Raw genomic sequence first — 17083 nt, forward strand, 5'->3', positions numbered from 1 at the left:
AATACTCGCTAAAACAAAAATGACTGTCTTTCCGGACAGCCATTCTGATATTATTGAATAGTCAATTTCTTTTCGAGATCTTCCAGGTAAACCCGGAACTGTTTGTCTGTTTCAGAAAGATTAATCACCGTTCTGCATGCATGAAGAACAGTTGCATGATCTTTTCCACCACAGTGTGCTCCGATACTTGCCAATGAAGACTTTGTCATTTTCTTAGAGAAATACATCGAAATCTGACGGGCCTGAACAACTTCACGCTTACGTGTTTTTGATTTCAGCATTTCAATTGGTAAGTCAAAATAATCACAAACCACTTTTTGGATATAGTCAATTGAAACTTCACGGGCAGTATTCTTCACAAACTTATCGATCATTTGTTTCGCCAAATCAAGCGTAATTGCTTTTTTGTTTAACGAAGCCTGAGCAAGAAGTGAAGTCATTGCACCTTCCATCTCACGAATATTTGTGTTGATGCTGTATGCAAGGTATTCAACAACTTCGCGTGGAAGTTCGATACCGCTGCCATACATTTTCTTCTCCATGATCGCAATACGCGTTTCCAGATCAGGAGTTGAAAGGTCTGCAGACAATCCCCATTTGAAGCGGGACAATAAGCGCTGTTCCATTCCCTGCATTTCAACCGGCGGTTTATCCGATGTTAAAATGATTTGTTTTCCATTTTGGTGTAAATGGTTGAAAATATGGAAGAATACGTCTTGTGTTTTTTCTTTTCCGGAGAAGAACTGAACATCATCAATGATCAAAACATCAATCATTTGATAGAAGTGAATGAAATCGTTCGTTGTTTGATTACGAACAGCGTCAATAAACTGATGTGCGAACTTCTCGGAGCTAACGTAAAGAACAGTTTTATTCGGGAATTGATTCTTTACACCAATACCGATTGAGTGGGCTAAATGCGTTTTTCCCAATCCGACACCACCGTAGATCAATAAAGGATTGAAAGCTGTTCCTCCGGGTTTGTTCGCTACTGCATAACCTGCAGAACGTGCTAAGCGGTTACAGTCACCTTCCACAAAGTTCTCAAATGAATACGCCGGATTCAGGTTCGAATCGACATTCACTTTCTTCAATCCGGGAATAATAAATGGATTCTTGATCGGATTGTCGCTGATGTTTATGGGCATATGCATAGGTGCGTTCTTCACAGCCTTCTTATCGGAAGCAGGAAGTTTCACTGTATAAGGATTGGAATTGCTGGCAGAATTTTCCATTACAATACTGTATTCCAAATGCCCTTCTTGTCCGAGCTCTTTTTTAATTACCTTTTTTAACAGAGTAATATAATGTTCTTCCAACCATTCGTAAAAAAAGTGAGATGGAACTTGTATTGTCAGAATGTTGTTTTCAAGCTTTACGGGAACAATCGGTTCAAACCAAGTTTTGTAAGCTTGGATTGGTAAATTATCCTTGATAACTTTCAGACAGGAATTCCAAATAGCGTCATGGTTGGCACTCATTTAGCAGGGTATTTAAACGTTTATAATAATATGTTAATAAAAAAATAATCAGCGTAATAGATTCATAGCTTAACTGTTAAGCCTTCGAATTTTTAAGTGAGCAAATATTCTCATAAAAAAGTGAAAAAAAAAGTCGTTTAGGGGTTGATTATTTGAAAAGTTTTGCTTTGTATTGAAGTAATCCTTTAATATCATATTACAATTTTCTTAAAACCGACTGATTGTTCGATGAATATGCGAATTTTATAGTCAAATGTTAAATTTTGATATTTAAACATTAAAAAACACTCTTCTTCAAAGGTACGAAATTAGATTGCAATAACCTTGATTTAATGTTCCGGAAATGTTCTTTAAAACCCCATGTGAATTCTAATCAAAAATCTGAAAAATAGTTACGACATTTAACCGAATTTATTTAGAACTTAAAACTTCATGAAGACTTCATTTGAATTCCCGACAAAGGTGCGTGTGAGATATGGCGAAACAGACCAGATGGGGTATTGCTATTATGGAAATTATGCCGCTTATTTTGAAGTGGGAAGGGTGGAAGCAATGCGTTCTCTTGGAATGAGCTACCGTGAACTGGAAGAAAGTGGAGTGATGTTGCCAGTAAGCCATTTTGAAGTGGACTATTTTAAACCTGCGCTGTATGACGATGAACTGACAATTGTTACGGCAATTACAGAGTTGAAAGGTCCGCGCTTGTTTTTTGAATACACACTTTACAACGAGAAGCAAGAATGCCTGAGTAAAGCAAAAACCACTCTGGTGTTTGTTTCAAAGGAAAGCATGAAACCGATTGCTCCTCCAAGTGCTTTTGTTGAACTAATGGAAAAACACCATGCTTGAATCTACTTTTTTTAAATTACAGCTGCCGGATGAAACGCATTTGAAGCGCTGGCTGACGGAAAGGGATGGTGAGATCCGAATTGGCCAGAACGTATTGTTTCGTTCGTCTGAGGAAGTAGACAGCTGGAAGGAAAAACGCTTTCACATTCTTGGAGTTAAAGAGGATATTGGTCCGCGTTTGAATGGTGGGAAAGGTGGTTCTGAAGCTGCATTTGAAGCTTTTATTTCGCGCTTTTTAGGAGTGCAGTCCAACAAGTTTTTAACAGGAAATTCGATCTGTATTCATGGATTTATTGATTTGCGAGAACCGGTAGATACGATCTCTTATCTGCATGTGGATGATCTGGATTATTTGCTTTCAGCCTGGGTGAAGGAAGTAGTTGATTGCGGAGGAATCCCTATTGTTATTGGGGGTGGACACAACAATGCCTATCCGATCATCAAAGGGGTGTCGGAGTCACTTGGTCTTGCAATTTCGGTGGTGAACCTGGATCCGCACGCAGATACAAGGGCAATGGAAGGAAGGCATTCCGGAAATCCGTTTTCTTATGCGTATGAATACGGATTCCTGGGACATTATTCTGTCCTGGGCTTACATGAATCATACAATAACCAATTTATACTCGACCATTTAGAGGAAATGAAAGCATTCTTTACTTTTTATGAATCCTGGCTGGAAAAATCATTTAAGTTTCAGGCAGATATCGATAAGGTTTACGATTCCCATTTTCAGACGGTAATGGGTGTTGAACTGGATATGGACGCAATTGCATATATGCCTTCAAGTGCTTTTACGCCTTCCGGAATAACGGTGGATCAGGCAAGGATTTATGTGCGAAAAATGGCTTCTCTTGAAAAAGTCAGCTACCTGCATTTGCCTGAAGCTGCTCCGAAAAATGAAGCGGATGAGCTCATTGTTGGAAAAACTCTGACTTATTTGGTGACAGATTTTGTTAAAGAGTACCATAAACATCATCTTTAATTCGTAATATTGGGTTTGTGGCTGCACTCCGGGATATTACCTCCAATACATTTCAGTTCGTAAGGGTCTTTTTCCCTTTCGTATTATTGGCTCATCATTTGAAGCACAACCTGCTTGGCTTCTTCTATTGGGTCTTTTTCTTTTTGCTGATATCGGATAAAGTCGGGATTGGTTTTGGTCTTGCGTATTTGTTTTTATCTCCCGAGTACCAGGGCGACACAGGCTTTTTCTCTTTTCTGCTTATTGGTTTTTCTTTTGGAGGACTGACAATGGCTTTTCACTCGTATTCTTATATGAGGCTTGCTTCACGCTTTCCTTTTTTGGCAATGGTCAACAAACCATTTGTGCGTTTTTGCATCAACAACAGCATCATCCCGGTAAGCTTTATTGTTTTTTTTATCATTCGGATTATTCGTTTTCAGCGAATGGAAGAATTTGAGTCCTGGCTGAATATATCTCTTTTTGTGTTCGGATTTTTAGTGGGTTTCTTTCTTTTTGTGGGGGTTTCGCTGCTTTACTTTTTCCCGATCAATAAGAACCTCTTTGAATTAAAACGCTACGATGAGGAGCGGTCCGTTAGAACTACTCGTTGGATGCGCTTCGGAAAGAGAAACCGGATCAAAGTTAAAAGTGCCAACAGGCAGCGCTTGTACTGGTATGTCGGAAGAGGATTACGGATACAGCAATGCCGCTCTACAAAACATTATGCTCAGACGCTGCTCCAATCGGTATTTGACCAAAACAGGATTTCAACAACTGTTTTTGAAATAGCGACCATTCTGACCTTTATCCTGATCGGCTTATTCGGTGGTAAAACATTTCTCGATGTTCCTGCGGGTGTAAGTGTAGTGCTGCTTCTTACCATTATCCTGATGCTGTTGAGTGCGCTTTTATCCTGGCTGAGGGTTTGGGCTTACCCGATCATTATTCTGTGTTTCCTGTTCATGAACTATTTGTCCAAAACAGTGGAGATGTTTAAGTTTCAAACACAGGCTTACGGCTTGGCCTATGATCAGCCCGCAGTTTATTCCGATTCGGCAATTCACGAATTGAGTAAGGACGCAACCCAGCGTTCGGGTGATTACGAGGATTACATTACTTATTTGGAGAATTGGAAGAAGCAAACAGGAGAAAAAAAGCCGCTTATGGTGGTTGTGAATACTTCCGGAGGAGGTTCGCGGAGTGCATCATGGGTTTTCCAGGTGCTCCGGATTTGTGATTCCCTGAGTGATTTTAAATCGTCCAGACACATTGCGATGATAACGGGAGCCTCCGGTGGGACGGTTGGTGCATCTTATTACCGTTCATTATTGCTGGAGAATTATCAAACGAAAAAAGTGAACTTCAACGATAAAAAGTATTTTGAAGAAATCTCCCAGGATCTGTTGAATAAATTATCGTTTGCGGCATCTACTAATGATCTGTTTTTCCGCTATCAGTCCAGTTTTGAAGATTCGGAATACAGTTACGACCGGGCGATGGCTTTTGAATCGGATCTGAATGAGAATACCGGTCAGAGACTGAATAAACCTTTGAGATATTTCCGGGCCTTTGAGAAAAAAGGAATTATTCCCAATATTATCCTCACTCCCTCAGTTGTTAATGATGGAAGGCGGATAATGATTTCTTCGTTAGGACTGAGCTTTTTGATGGATTCTGCATCACCATCACCGGAAATGAATCGCGTTCAGGAAAATATTGATATTCACCTCCTGCTGAAAAAACAAAAATCGGAAAAATTGCGCCTGTCTTCTGCATTGCGGATGAATGCATCTTTCCCCTACGTTCTTCCCATGACGAGTTTGCCGACTACCCCGGAAATTCAAGTGATGGATGCTGGTGCTCGTGACAATTTCGGCACCCGGATAACTGTTCAATGGCTCATGAGATTAGAATCCTGGATCAGAAAAAACACCAGTGGAGTAGTAATTCTTCAAATTCGCGATAACAAACGGATCATGTATAATGAGCAAGCACGTTCTTTCGGATTGTTCGATAAGTTTACCACGCCGCTTTCAAATGTATTTACCAACTTTCCGCGAATCCAGGATTACGACCAGGATGAACTGCTTCGTGTGACAATGGATAAATATGCAGTGCCTATCCGGACAATTAATTTGAATCTGAGGGAATTGCAAAAAGACCGGATCAGTCTTTCGTGGCATTTAACCAAGCACGAGAAATTAAAAGTGCTGGCAGCAATCAAGCGTTCTTCCAATGTGAAGGAATTCGAAAAATATCAGAAACTCTTGAATTGAAAGTGTCATTTCGACTTCGCTAAGTGTCTTTTTAATTTCCTTGTTTTGAACACAGCAACTGAGCGGGGTTGAAGTCAGTCGTGGTCCCACTTCCGTTTTGTTGAACCGGGTGTTCTCTCAATCTTCCAGCCCTTTTTAGCGGCTTCTTTGAAAAGATATTTTCTCAATTTTCTCGGGTAAATAAACTTCCAGGTCATTTTACTTCTCGATAGATCTTTCGTGACATCTGCCAGAGATAACAGGTGATAACACGCAGCGGCACATCTCATTCCGAAGAAAGCATATGGATAAGGACCTTCTTTTAAGAATGATTTTGAATCGTTGAGCAGCTTTTGCTTTTGAGTCGAACTGACGGGGATAAAAATCCTACAGGTTTTCGTGGTGTCAGCTCGAAAGGTTCTGTAAAATTGTTTGGTACTCGAAATAAGATAGCTTCCCGTGTCGGAATTGATATTCGTTGCGGCAACTCTTCCGCCCGGAACAAAATGCATCACGCTGTCTTTCCCGATTCGAAGGCCTATATGTCCGCCTAATTTTCCTCCGAACCAGTGTGATTCATTTTTAGCGATAGGTTTTGAACCGTATATAATTTCGACAACAAGCGTATCTGTTTGTGCCTGACAGATAAATGGAAGTAAAAATAGATAAAGGATCATTTTTTTCATAACAGTTGAGTATGGATTAAGTACGGGTCATGTATGGATCAAGTATGGGTATAGTATGAGGTATGTATGAGAGTGTGAAGGATTTAACATGGCGAATATTCTTTTAGAAGGTGTTTCAATAATTATACCACTTGTTTGTTAATCAGTTTAAAATAAATCTTTGCTGGTAGGATGAATTGATTAAAAAGTAGGGTTGGGAGATTTTGACATTCGATATTCGTATCCCGATAGTGATCGGGACGTAATTTGTAATTCGAAAAATGCTATTTTCGTTACATGTCTCAGGTAGCACAACTTTACAAGTATAATCTGGATGTTTTCTCTTTGGAGAAGAATACGGAGGACTATTTTGCGGAAAATTTCAATCCGTTTGATGATATGAATTCGACCTATTGGCTGAACTTTCATTCAATGAAGAACAAAGAAGCGATTCAGAAGCTGTGTGATAAATTGTGTATCGATAAACTGCTTCAGGAAGACCTGTTTGATGAAAATAAGCGCACTCGCCTGGAAGAGTATTCCGATTATGTGTTTTTCAGCATTGTTTCAGCATTACCAAAAGAAGGATTGAATAATTATGATCTGAAAAAAGAGCGTATTAGTTTTATTATCGGAGATAATTACCTGATTTCTTTCCAGGAAAGGTCTTCAGACCATTTCCCGACGGTTCGTGAACGGATTGAATACAAACGCGGTAAGGTTCGCTACAAAGGTCCTGATTTTCTTCTCTTCCGCATGCTGGAAGCTATCATTGATAACTATACGGAAGTAGTTCAGGAAATTGCATTGAATATTGAACTCTTGGATAAACTGGTATTGCGAAACCAGAGAAGTGAAGTGCTTCGTAAAGTGGAATGGGAAAAACGAAAATTACTTGATCTGAGGAAAATTGTTTTCCCGATGAAAGAATTAATGGGGCAGTTGGACCGGGTGGAAAATGAAATGATCATAGAAGATAATATTCATTATTTCCGTGAGTTGAAAGACACCTGCTTGAGTTTAATTGATGAGATCGAATCACAAAAGCAAATGCTGGAGGGTGTTGCTAATTTGTATTATGCGATCCAGGGTCAGCGCATGAATGAGATCATGAAAGTGCTTACTGTGACCAGCGCAATTTTTATTCCTTTGACCTTTATTGTGGGAGTTTATGGAATGAACTTCGAAAACATGCCCGAGCTGAAATGGCATAACGGATACTATATGATCTGGGGAGTAATGATCTTCATTACAATCGTTTTGATTTTTATTTTTTGGAAAAGAGGGTGGCTCAGGAGAAACAATTAATGCCGGTTGATGAATTGATTTGCGTAAAGCATAAAACGGGATTCTTCCAACAGCTGATAAAGTTTCATCCATTCTTTGTGTGTAAACGCGAGAACCAATTTTGAGCTGTCCGTGTGCATGTAGATTTTTTCGTTGCTTTCTCTTTTTTCTGAATAGTGCATAGCGTGAATAGTCTCCACCTGGTCGGAAAAGCGAATAAATTCATCAGATGAAAGAATCAGTACTACGGTACCGAATCCAAGATGGAATTGCTCACAGTTTTTACATTGAATAAGACATCCGAAAGAATTATTGCTGATTGTTTTGTAATGACACATACCGATTGTTTCGGGTAAAATTATTTCTTAGAATCACTCCGGGCAATACCCAAAAAGCGGTATAATTTTCTCCTGCGAAATTAACCTTGCATCGTTCATAACTCGTAACAAATCATCGTTTAAACAAAGCTTTCTGATACTATCTTTGGTACTTGCAAAGAATCCGTTATTATGGCTGAAAATCAATATACTGAAGACAATATACGATCTCTGGACTGGAAGGAGCATATTCGACTGAGGCCCGGTATGTACATCGGGAAGTTGGGTGATGGTGCTTCCGCTGATGATGGGATCTATATTTTAGTGAAGGAGATTGTCGATAATTCCGTTGACGAGTTCGTAATGGGCAATGGAAAACGAATCGACATCAAAGTGAAGGACGGGAAGGTTTCTGTTCGTGATTACGGACGGGGAATTCCTTTGGGAAAAGTGATTGAATGTGTCTCTCAGATTAATACAGGAGGGAAATACGATTCAAAAGCATTTAAAAAATCCGTCGGATTAAATGGAGTAGGAACAAAGGCTGTGAATGCTTTGAGTGATTATTTCATGGTTTACTCCGTCAGGGACGGTCAAAAGAAGCAGGTTGTTTTTTCCCGGGGAGAATTGACGGAAGATTTGCCTTTGAGTAAAACAGATGAGGTGAATGGAACGTACTTTGAATTTATCCCTGACGAATCGATCTTCAAGAAATTCGCTTTCAAAATGCCTTATCTGATTAAGATGTTTTGGAATTACTGTTACCTGAACCGCGGATTGGCAATTTACTTCAACGGTGAAAAATACCAATCGAAAGACGGACTGAAGGATTTGCTGGAAGACAATATGGATGGAGATCCTTTGTACCCGATCATTCATTTGGAAGGTGAGGATATTGAAGTGGCTTTTACACATGGAAAAACATATGGTGAGGATTATTATTCCTTCGTAAACGGTCAGCACACGACTCAGGGAGGAACGCATCAGAGTGCATTCAGGGAGTCAATAGCGAAAGTGATCCGCGACTTCTACAAGAAGGATTACGATGCTTCGGATATTCGTCAGTCGATCGTTGCTGCAGTAGCAGTGAAGGTGATTGAACCGGTATTTGAATCCCAGACGAAAACGAAATTAGGTTCCCAGGAAATTGAGCCGGAGGGAAAATCCATGCGCGCGTTCATCAATGATTTCCTGAAGGATAAATTAGATAATTACTTACACCGTCACCCGGATGTAGCCGATACCCTGGAGAAAAAGATCAAGCAATCGGAGCGCGAGCGCAAGGAATTATCCGGGATACGGAAACTGGCACGCGACAGGGCGAAGAAAGCAAGCTTGCACAATAAAAAATTGCGCGATTGCAGAAGTCATTTGACAGATCTGAAGGATGAGAAACGCGAGATGACCACGCTTTTCATTACCGAGGGAGATTCTGCGAGCGGATCGATCACGAAATCCAGGGATGTGAACACGCAAGCTGTGTTTTCACTTCGCGGTAAGCCTTTGAATTGTTACGGACTGACCAAAAAAGTGGTTTACGAAAACGAGGAATTCAACCTGATCCAGGCGGCTTTGGATATCGAAGAAGACATGGATAACCTGCGTTACAATAACATTGTGATCGCAACCGATGCCGATGTCGATGGAATGCACATCCGTTTATTGTTGCTGACATTCTTCCTGCAGTTTTTTCCTGACCTGGTGAAACGGAACCATGTGTATGTTTTGCAGACACCTCTTTTCAGGGTTCGGAACAAGAAGAAAACAATCTACTGTTATTCCGAAGAAGAGCGCAGGGCAGCAATCTTGGAACTGGGAAAGAACCCGGAGATCACACGATTTAAAGGTTTGGGAGAGATTTCGCCGGATGAGTTCAAACACTTTATCGGGGACGATATCCGCCTGGAACCTGTGCTTCTTACAAAAGATGCTTCAATCGATTCTATTTTATCCTATTTCATGGGGAAAAACACCCCGGAACGCCAGGACTTCATTATCGATAATCTGCGCGTGGTGAAAGATGAAGAGAAGCATGTTGCTTTGGAGGATGCTCCAACAGATGAAGACAATACCGAATCAATAGAAAAAGCTTCTTAAAATGAGTGAAGACGAAATCGGGCCGGTAGATCCGGAAAATGATGATTTGGATAATGGCGGGAAAGAAGAGCCTTCTTTCGGTTCAGATGATCATAAACACGTAGATGAAACGATTATTCCGCTTAGCGGATTGTATGAGAATTGGTTTTTGGATTATGCATCGTATGTAATTTTGGAACGTGCGGTTCCATCGCTGCATGATGGCTTCAAACCGGTTCAGCGAAGAATTCTGCATTCCATGAAGGAACTGGATGACGGACGTTACAACAAAGTAGCGAACGTGATCGGAAATACGATGAAATATCACCCGCATGGTGATGCTTCGATAGGTGATGCTTTGGTTCAATTGGGACAGAAAGAACTATTGATCGACTGCCAGGGAAACTGGGGAAATACATTGACCGGTGATGGTGCTGCTGCACCCCGTTACATTGAAGCACGACTTTCCAAGTTTGCCAGTCACGTGGTTTTCAATCCGAAGACAACGAACTGGTTGTTAAGTTATGACGGACGAAATAAAGAGCCGGATAATTTACCTGTAAAATTCCCTATCCTGCTTGCTCAGGGTGCGGAGGGGATCGCAGTGGGAATGGCATGTAAGATCCTGCCTCACAACTTTATTGAACTGATCGATCAGTCGATAAATCATTTGAAAGGAAAGAAAATTGAAATTTTCCCTGACTTCCTGAATGGGGGAATGGCAGATTTTACCAACTATAACGATGGCTTAAGAGGCGGAAAAGTAAGGGTAAGAGCAAAGATCAAGAAGGTAGACAATAAAACCCTGATGATCAATGAAATTCCTTTTGGTTGTACGACAACTTCCCTGATCGAAAGCATTATTAAAGCGAACGATAAAGGAAAGATAAAAGTCAAAAAGATTGAGGACAATACCGCTGCAGATGCAGAAATTGTCATTCACCTGGCTCCGGGAGTTTCGCCTGACAAAACCATCGATGCCTTGTACGCCTTTACGGATTGTGAAGTTTCCATCTCACCGAATGCCTCTGTGATCGATGGTGATACCCCCCGATTCATGGGAGTGTCTGAGATACTGAAGGTCAATACGGATAATACACTTACTTTACTTCGCAGGGAGTTGGAGATTCGCCTGGCAGAATTGGAATCACAATGGCATTTCTCAACCTTGGAGAAGATCTTTATCCGGGAAGAAATGTACATCGACTTTAAGCTGTATTCCGATAAGGGAGGCTTGTACCAGTACATGTATAAACGCTTTGAAAAATTTAAAAAGCAGTTTATCCGGGAGATCGTAGATGAAGATCTGCAACGTTTAACTCAGATTCCGATGATCCGCATTACCCGCTTCGATTCGGATAAAGCAGATGATTTCATCGCGAAACTGGAAGCTGAAATGGAAGAGGTTAAGAAGAGCCTTGAGAATTTGGTGGAATATGCAATTGAGTATTACAGGGACTTGAAAAAACGTTTCGGTGCAGGGAAAGAGCGCAGAACGGAAATGAAAGTCTTTGATAACATAGCAGCTTCGAAAGTAATTATTGCGAACCGCAAACTGTATGTAGATATTGAAGAAGGATTCATTGGCTGGGGCTTGAAAAAGACCGAAGCAGTGAATGATTGTTCGGAGATCGATGATATCATTGTTTTCTTCGATACCGGTAAATTCATCGTTACAAAAGTTGCAGAAAAGAAGTTCGTCGGTAAAGGAATTGTGCATGCAGATGTGTGGAAGAAAGGCGATAAGCGTACGATCTATCATGTAATGTACCAGGACGGTGCAGGCGGTGCAACTATGATGAAACGATTCTTTGTGAATTCAGTGACACGTGATACGGAATATGATCTGACACGCGGAATCAAAGGTTCCAAATTACTGTATTTCTCAGTCCATCCGAACGGAGAACGCGAGGTAGTTACTGTAATGCTTCGTCCAAGACCGCATTTGAAACGTTTGCGCTTTGATATCGATTTGGGAGACCTGTTGATCAAAGGCCGTCAGTCTGCCGGGAATCGCGTTACCAAAGAGATTGTTCAGAAGATTACGCAGAAAGAAGTCGGCGGATCAACGCTTGCAGCACGTAAGATCTGGTACGATACGGTTGTCGGGCGTTTGAACGATGAGGGAAGAGGAAAATTCCTTGGTTCGTTTAAAGGAGAAGACCGCATTTTGACTTTGTATAAAAATGGAGATTACCGTCTTTCTACCTTTGACCTTGCAAACCACTTCGATGAGGACATGATTCATATTGAGAAGTGGGTTCCGGACAGACCGATCTCTGCGGTTTATTACGATGGTGAAAAGGAAATGCATTACGTGAAACGCTTTACCTGTGAAATTACCTCGGATAAGCGCGTATCATATATTTCCGAAACAGAAGGTTCCTATCTCGACTGTGTTTCCACAGCATTTAATCCGATTGTTCGCATCGTGTACAACAAACTGCTGAAAGAAACCAAGAACCTTCCTGATAATGAGGTGGCTCTGGCGGATTTCATTGATGTGAAAGGAATGAAGGCCCAGGGGAACCAGTTGACCAAATTGAAAGTCAAGGAAGTTGTTCTGACACATGAAATTGAAGGTTCGGAACCCTGGCCGGATGAAGAACCATTGGAATTGGAAATGGATCATTCAGATGACCAGGATAGCGACCAGGATATAGAAGATTCTGATGGTGGGGAAGATAATCCTACTATAGAGTGGGATTTGACAAAAGATCCGGATGATCCGGACGACCAGCCGACATTGTTTTAAATTGAATGAAAAGTCCCTGCTGAAGCGGGGACTTTCTTGTTTTTAAAAGGTAAGCTGAGTTTCCTTAGTTACCTAAATTGCTAAAAGAGAAAGGGTAGAGTTGAGTTTATACCTAAAGGTATTATACCAAAGAGTATTATACTCTTTGGTATTAATGTTTGAATTCCGTATCTTTGAATTATTAGGAATGTTGATAATAATGTCGTATATTTGATTAAAATCTAATCACTATGCAGGAAATCTATTCCCCATTTATCTTTGGGAACACTGTAAGTATTGAAGCTTATACCAATAGGGAAGCCGAAGCACACCGTCTGAAGCAAAATCTATTGGGCGGAATCAATACCATCTTAATTTCTCCCCGGCGCTGGGGTAAATCTTCACTTGTTGAGCGCGTCTTGATTGACATCAATAAATCCGACAAGAAATGTAAAACAGTATTACTCGATTTATTCACCGTAAACAACGAGGTGGAATTCTTTGAGATCTTCACACGGGAAGTCATTAAAGCGACTTCCACCAAATGGGAGGATTGGCTTCATGATACGAAGAACTTTCTCTCGAATTTGGTTCCGACTGTTCATGTTGGGGTTAATCCGCACCTGGATTTTACAATCAAATATGAGCACGAGAAAGTACGTGAGTTCGCAGATGAGATCCTGAATCTTCCCGAACGCATTGCGAAGGAAAAGGGGATTCGTTTGGTTATTTGTTTGGACGAATTTCAGAACCTTACGAGCCTTGTAGAATACGAACCGTTGGAAAAGAAAATGCGTGCCATCTGGCAGCGGCAAAAATTGGTTTCCTATTGTTTATTCGGAAGTAAAAGACACATGCTGGAAGCTATTTTCAATAATCCATCCAAGCCGTTTTACCGTTTTGGCGATTTGATGTTATTGCCAAAGATCGCGGAAGAGGCCTGGGTTAAATTCATCCAGGCGAGCTTTAAGAAAACAGGCAAGCAGATCACGAAAGAAATTGCAACGATTATTCCGCGCCTGATGAAAAATCATTCCTGGTACGTGCAACAACTCTCCCATTATGTTTGGAATCAAAGCAGAAAGGAAGCAGTCGACAAACAAATCATTCAAACTGCGCTGACGGAATTGATTTTTGCCAATCAGCCCTTGTACCAGCGCGAGATTGAAGGAATGAGCTCTACACAGGTGAATTTATTGAAAGCTATTTACCAGAAAGAGAAACAATTGACAGCTGCAGGAGTCATGCGTGCTTATACTTTGGGAACTCCCAGGAATGTTTCTAAAAACCGTGCTATTCTTGAAGGACGAGATATGATCATTAAAGAAGAATCGGGTGTTTATGAATTCCTGGATCCGGCATTTGAATTGTGGTTTGGGAAGCAGTATTTTCAAATTCCCTGGATTTCGATTGTTGATTAGATTGCCGCGCGCGCAGGTGAATATACAATTCTCACAGAAATGACCCTTCTAGGGTTATAAACCCTAGACAAGTTCCGAGCGTAATTTGGTGTGTATTATTTTCCTTCCTGTAATTTAGGTTTCAGCATGTCCTTTTTCCCCAAACGTTTCATGTGTCTGAAATGCGAAGCCAAAGCCTTTCCGGTACTGTCGTAAGAATAATAAGTTACTCCGAATTCTTCACAAGTCTTTGCTACGATCTTTTGGATCTCCGGATAGTGTACATGCGAAATTCGGGGAAACAAATGGTGCTCCACCTGGAAATTCAATCCGCCGACTAACCAGCTTACCACCTTATTATCTACAGCAAAATCACTCGTAGTAGCCAATTGATGAACGGCCCATTCGTTTTCAAGCATCAAAGATTCGTCTTCAGCGTGCTCAAATTCTACGTTTTCAACAACGTGAGCCAATTGGAATACAAAAGACATCGTCAGTCCTAACATCATGTGCATCAGGGTGAAACCAAGGATAGTCCAGCCGATCCCCCAAACAAATGAAGGAAGCACCAAATACAATCCGAAATAAATAATACGGGTTGTCCAGAACATCACATGATCTATCGGTTTCATTCTGCCGACTTCCACATTGAAGCGGGAGCCCATGATATAATCTTCGAAATCCTTTACCAGGACCCAGTAAATAGTAGAGATTCCGTATAAGAGCGGCAAATAAATATGCTGAAAACGATGTGCTTTATAACGTGGTTGTGTATCGCTCATGCGAAGAAAAGGAGTCTTGGAAATATCATCATCAATTCCGTCGATATTGGTGTAGGTATGATGAACCAGGTTGTGTTTCTGTCTCCACATGAAGGCGTCACTTCCGAGTGCATTCATGGATAAACCGAAGAAATAATTGACATTCTTATTGGAAGAGAAAGCTTCATGACAAGCATCGTGCATAATATTGAACCCCACCAATGCCTGAACAAATCCCAATGATGCGGATAAAAGCAATGCAACATAACCCGGGATGGGAAGCAGCATGATCGTTAAATAAATGGCAATATAGGTTGTGATAATAATAGTTGCCTTTAGATATAACTTCCAATCTCCCGAAGTATCCAGTTGATTTTCGTCAAAATAATTCTGAACTGATTTTCTCAGTGTAGAGAAGAATTCGCCCTGAGGCTTAGAAAACTGAACTTTTTTCAAGTGTTACAGATTTTAATACACACAAAGTTAAGAAATAAAAACGTTGGTTCCGGATAAATCCTCACCACACAGATATAGTGATTATTATGAATTATGAATTATGAATTATGAATTATGAATTATGAATTATGAATTATGAATTATGAATTATGAATTATGAATTATGAATTATGAATTATGAATAAAAATATATACAAACGTAACTATATCTATGCTTTATCTATGCTTTATTTATGCTGTATCAATGCCATAAATACGGTTTTAAGATAGGATATGAAGGCAGTAGTCCTTCGGCTTTTCTGTCTTAAAGTTGGAATGAAGCGGAGAAACTTCTCAGGTTCCTATTTTGTTGTAATGAACTACCGGGTTTTCGTCTGACTGAAGGTGTCAAGGTGATTCGTGCCAAAGCTTTTTTTAAAAAATGAATATTTGTATATCTTTGTAGTTCCCAGGGATGATTTCTCTCCTGCGACTGCAAATGAGGAAAGGATGATTGCTCTCCGCGACGAGTGATAATAGCTTTAAAAAAAGATTATTATGGTAACATTAGACAAATTGTCATCGGAAGAATTGATGCAGTTAGAAGACCGTTATGGAGCGCACAATTATCATCCGCTTCCTGTCGTTCTTACAAAAGGAGAAGGAGTTTATGTTTGGGATGTTGAAGGGAAAAAGTATTTTGACTTTTTATCGGCATATTCTGCAGTAAACCAGGGGCATTGCCATCCGAAGATCGTGAAAGCACTGATTGACCAGGCTCAAACCCTGACCTTAACTTCCCGAGCTTTCTACAACGATACATTGGGAGTTTATGAGAAATTTGTAGCTGAATATTTCGGATTCGATAAAGTCCTTCCGATGAATACGGGAGCTGAGGCAGTTGAAACAGCAATTAAAATAGCCCGCAAGTGGGGGTATGAAAAGAAAGGTGTTGCCGAAAACCAGGCACAGATCATTGTGTGTGAGCAAAACTTCCACGGAAGAACGACAACCATTATTTCATTTTCAAGTGATCCGGATGCAAATACGAACTTCGGTCCGTTTACTCCCGGATTTATCCGCATTCCTTATAATGACCTGGATGCTTTGGCTGAAGCTGCAAAACAGGCAAATGTAATTGGATTCTTGGTGGAGCCAATCCAGGGAGAAGCAGGAGTTTATGTTCCGGACGAAGGTTACCTGGCCGGTGCAAAAGAAATTTGTTCCAAAAATAATATCCTGTTTATCGCTGATGAGGTTCAAACAGGAATTGCACGTACAGGAAAATTACTGGCAGTTGATCATGAAAATGTGAAACCCGATATCCTTATCCTTGGAAAAGCGATCTCCGGCGGGGTTTATCCTGTTTCAGCAGTTTTTGCCAACGATGACATTATGATGGTTATCAAACCTGGCCAACATGGGTCGACTTTTGGTGGAAATCCTTTGGCTGCTAAAGTTGCAATTGCAGCTTTGGAAGTGGTGACAGAGGAGAAACTGGCGGAGAATTCAGAGCGACTTGGACAATTGTTCCGTAAAGAAATGAATCGCATCATTGAGAAAACAGATCTGATCCTGAAAGTTCGTGGAAAAGGCTTGCTGAATGCAATCATTGTAAACGATACGGAAGACAGCAAAACTGCGTGGAATTTATGCGTGGAATTAAAAAATAACGGTTTGCTTGCCAAGCCGACACACGGGAATATCATTCGCTTTGCACCGCCATTGGTGATGACAGAAGAACAATTGATGGAATGTGTTGCGATCATTGAGAAGACAATTCTTGAGTTTAAGAAGTAAAACGAGCTGCTTCGACTTTGAATAAAGTATTTCAAGCCTTTGGTTTAAGCACTTATCAA

General features: G+C 40.7%; 12 protein-coding genes. 8 read left to right on the forward strand and 4 right to left on the reverse strand.

Annotated elements, in window-relative coordinates; all coding sequences use genetic code 11:
- Window positions 1–50 precede the first annotated feature (50 nt).
- Window positions 51–1481, reverse strand: a complete 1431-nt coding sequence (dnaA, locus tag K0S23_RS00465) for a chromosomal replication initiator protein DnaA (protein ID WP_300352758.1) — start codon at window positions 1479–1481, stop codon at window positions 51–53.
- 432 nt (window positions 1482–1913) lie between these two features.
- Here dnaA and K0S23_RS00470 point away from each other — a divergent pair, with 432 nt between their 5' ends.
- Genes K0S23_RS00470 through K0S23_RS00480 form a run of 3 tightly spaced genes read left to right on the forward strand, consistent with a single transcriptional unit; the run spans window position 1914 to window position 5570 of the window.
- Complete coding sequence (locus tag K0S23_RS00470; protein ID WP_300352761.1) at window positions 1914–2330, forward strand: thioesterase family protein; 417 nt, start codon at window positions 1914–1916, stop codon at window positions 2328–2330.
- Complete coding sequence (locus K0S23_RS00475; protein WP_300352764.1) at window positions 2323–3312, forward strand: formimidoylglutamase; 990 nt, start codon at window positions 2323–2325, stop codon at window positions 3310–3312. The genes K0S23_RS00470 and K0S23_RS00475 overlap by 8 nt, the downstream gene beginning before the upstream one ends.
- 17 nt (window positions 3313–3329) lie before the next feature.
- The gene (locus K0S23_RS00480) at window positions 3330–5570 is read left to right on the forward strand and encodes a hypothetical protein (protein ID WP_300352766.1); all 2241 of its coding nucleotides are present in this window, start codon (window positions 3330–3332) and stop codon (window positions 5568–5570) included.
- Window positions 5571–5644: 74 nt separating this feature from the next.
- Here the strand turns inward: K0S23_RS00480 and K0S23_RS00485 are convergent, their stop codons facing one another.
- A complete protein-coding gene (locus K0S23_RS00485; protein WP_300352768.1) occupies window positions 5645–6235 on the reverse strand; it encodes a hypothetical protein in 591 nt (196 codons plus the stop codon).
- Between the two features lie 276 nt (window positions 6236–6511).
- On the opposite strand from K0S23_RS00485, the gene corA reads away from it, so the two are divergent.
- Window positions 6512–7522: a magnesium/cobalt transporter CorA gene (gene corA / locus K0S23_RS00490; protein WP_300352770.1), complete on the forward strand. Its 1011-nt coding sequence runs from the start codon at window positions 6512–6514 to the stop codon at window positions 7520–7522.
- Here the strand turns inward: corA and K0S23_RS00495 are convergent.
- Window positions 7519–7839, reverse strand: a complete 321-nt coding sequence (locus K0S23_RS00495; protein WP_300352773.1) for a DUF6686 family protein — start codon at window positions 7837–7839, stop codon at window positions 7519–7521. The genes corA and K0S23_RS00495 overlap by 4 nt on opposite strands.
- Window positions 7840–8010: 171 nt before the next feature.
- Between K0S23_RS00495 and K0S23_RS00500 the strand changes: the two genes are divergently transcribed.
- The 3 genes from K0S23_RS00500 (at window position 8011) to K0S23_RS00510 (ending at window position 14049) form a co-directional block, all read left to right on the forward strand.
- Window positions 8011–9915: a DNA topoisomerase IV subunit B gene (locus K0S23_RS00500; RefSeq protein WP_300352777.1), complete on the forward strand. Its 1905-nt coding sequence runs from the start codon at window positions 8011–8013 to the stop codon at window positions 9913–9915.
- A gap of 1 nt (window position 9916) precedes the next feature.
- Complete coding sequence (locus K0S23_RS00505; protein WP_300352780.1) at window positions 9917–12649, forward strand: DNA gyrase/topoisomerase IV subunit A; 2733 nt, start codon at window positions 9917–9919, stop codon at window positions 12647–12649.
- A 230-nt stretch (window positions 12650–12879) separates the two neighbouring features.
- Window positions 12880–14049 (forward strand): ATP-binding protein, encoded by a 1170-nt coding sequence (locus tag K0S23_RS00510; RefSeq protein ID WP_300352783.1) that lies wholly within the window; start codon window positions 12880–12882, stop codon window positions 14047–14049.
- A 95-nt stretch (window positions 14050–14144) separates the two neighbouring features.
- Here K0S23_RS00510 and K0S23_RS00515 read toward each other — a convergent pair whose 3' ends face one another.
- Complete coding sequence (locus K0S23_RS00515; RefSeq protein WP_300352786.1) at window positions 14145–15245, reverse strand: acyl-CoA desaturase; 1101 nt, start codon at window positions 15243–15245, stop codon at window positions 14145–14147.
- 537 nt (window positions 15246–15782) lie between these two features.
- On the opposite strand from K0S23_RS00515, the gene rocD reads away from it, so the two are divergent.
- Window positions 15783–17024: an ornithine--oxo-acid transaminase gene (gene rocD / locus K0S23_RS00520; protein ID WP_300352789.1), complete on the forward strand. Its 1242-nt coding sequence runs from the start codon at window positions 15783–15785 to the stop codon at window positions 17022–17024.
- Window positions 17025–17083 lie beyond the last annotated feature (59 nt).

The organism is Fluviicola sp., assembly GCF_029266855.1.
Lineage (GTDB): Bacteria > Bacteroidota > Bacteroidia > Flavobacteriales_D > Crocinitomicaceae > Fluviicola.